Origin of the sequence: Streptococcus sp. A34 (assembly GCF_043674115.1) — a bacterium.
In the GTDB taxonomy this organism is placed as follows: Bacteria; Bacillota; Bacilli; order Lactobacillales; family Streptococcaceae; genus Streptococcus; species Streptococcus suis_V.
The window spans coordinates 1-2,097 of record NZ_JBIMJM010000064.1; the positions used below are offsets into that span (position 1 = coordinate 1).

Annotated in this window: 2 protein-coding genes; both read right to left on the bottom strand. The window is 39.2% G+C overall.

Annotation, left to right across the window (positions count from 1 at the left end; translation table 11 throughout):
- Window positions 1–330: 330 nt before the first annotated feature.
- A complete protein-coding gene (gene srtB / locus ACHBGV_RS10190; RefSeq protein WP_394736271.1) occupies window positions 331–1,164 on the bottom strand; it encodes a class B sortase, LPKTxAVK-specific in 834 nt (277 codons plus the stop codon).
- A gap of 59 nt (window positions 1,165–1,223) precedes the next feature.
- Window positions 1,224–1,898, bottom strand: coding sequence for a hypothetical protein (locus ACHBGV_RS10195; RefSeq protein WP_394736272.1), 675 nt, complete (start codon window positions 1,896–1,898; stop codon window positions 1,224–1,226).
- Window positions 1,899–2,097 lie beyond the last annotated feature (199 nt).

Sequence of the window (2,097 nt, forward strand, 5' to 3'; positions counted from 1 at the left end):
CTCATTAAAATTAGTTTGTCCGACTAAGCACTCTGGCTTATCCGTTTATTGTTTTTTTGTCATTGACGATTTATATTACTATAAATCACCCTGCACGTTTGGTTCGTCTTCTTTAATTTTCAAAGGTCTTGTAGTCTCTTGCGACAACTATATCAGTATATCACACCAGTGAATTCCTGTCAACTACTTTTTGAAACTTTTTTTCGTTTCTGCTTCGCCAACAGTCCCTCGCGAGACAACTTCATTATTCTATCATCTATATCTAATACTGTCAACTGGTTTTTAAAATTTTTTTGAAAAAATAAGCCGGTCATGTGACCAGCTTAGTAATTAGCGTGTTGGAACGTAATTTAGTTCATCTTTATGTTCTGCAAGGAAGTCTCCGAGCTCTGACTCAGGGATTTCGCGGAGGTAGAGGTTGGCACGAATGGTTACGTCATCTTCACGACAAGTTGAGAGAACCAGGTAGTTGTCTGATGCTTTAATCTCAATATTATCATTTTTTGCTACTGCACCTTCACGAACTGCTGTCAACTGCTCTTCGAACTGTTGGTCGCTATCGAAACTTGTGCGATAGAAGGCTGTCGACTCATGAACAATAATCATGAAAGCAGCCTGATAGTAATGAACTTTTTCCGGAGTACGGACGACAACATAGGGATGGGCATCAAAGAAGGCCTGATCATCGTAGAAGTTGACATCGTTAAACATACGGCTATCTGGTACTTTAGAACCGCGAGCATGTCCAAAAAGCCAGGTCAACTTGTCACTAAAGTCAGTCTTGTTGTCCATATCCATGAAGACTGTCCCCATGTATGGGTCTTCACCGGATCCATCAAAGAGTTTTGATAAGTAGGTTGTATTGTCACCATTATATACAACTGGTTCATCCAAGTTGGTACCTGGTGCATAGACATAGGCAATGGTATCTGGGTTAATGCCTTTGAGACCATCAAATTGCTCTTTTAAGGCCGCTTTTTCTTCTTCTGAAACTTGATAAGCGGAGCTAGAAGTAACTTGCTGACTTGAACTTGGTTGGTTACTTGCGGACGATGTATCGTTTTTACTACCTTGAAGGCCGAAGAAAGCTGATAGGGCAATCCCAGCAACAGCTAGGAAGGCTAACAAGGCTACTATATATTTTTTGTTTTTTGTATTCTTCATAAATCACCTAAAAAATAAAGTTGCCCGAAGGCAACTTTATCTATGATAGCTTAGACTAATTATTTAGCTGCGCTTGTTTTTGGAAGTGTTTTAGAACCAGTACCAGTTTTAGCTGCTGCTACAGGTTTAGCTGCTGGTTTACCGTTTGCTGCTGGACCGTTACCTGCTGGAGCTGCTGCACCTGCTTCTGGAGCTACTTGACCACCTGCAAGGGTATTAAGTTTTTCTTGAAGCGCAGTAATCTCAGCTTCGATTGTTGCTTTTTGATTAAGCAATCCGTTGTACTGACCTTCAAGTTCAGCCACAACGTTTTCAGCGTCGCGGATAAATACACGTTGAGCATCAGCAAGCTGGTTGTTCATGAAAACTGTTGCTGCTGCTGCTGATTGAAGTGACTCAGCTTGTGCTGGGTTTGCTTCAACATCACGAAGAAGTTGAGCTTCGATTTTTTTGTTTTCTTCTAAAAGACGATTAAGTTCACCTTGACGAACTGCAATGTCTCCTTTTTTTTCTTGAATTGCATCCCAAGTGTTATTTTTTTGTGCATTAACTTTTTCAAGTTCAGCTTCTTTTGCTTTCAATTGTGTGAAAGTTTGTTGATATTCTGGAGAATAGTGACCAACATTAACAGTGATTTTTGACGTTGTATTTGTGTCCAACGCTGAAGTTACTACTGGTGCTGTTGCTGCAACCAATGCAGCTGCTGCTGCCAAAGTTACGAATGTTTTTTTCATGATAAAAAACTCCTTTTGTTTTTCTTTTATTTTATTACTGCCACTGCAGATACCTATATTATAGACTGAACTTTTATCTATGTCAAGAGTTTTTTAAAAAAAATTTAAGGATTTTGTAGCGTGCTAAATTCTCAAAGTAAGTTCTAGTCTGTCTTAAAAACTGGAAATTAGACTGAGACAAGGAAATAAGGTAGAACTT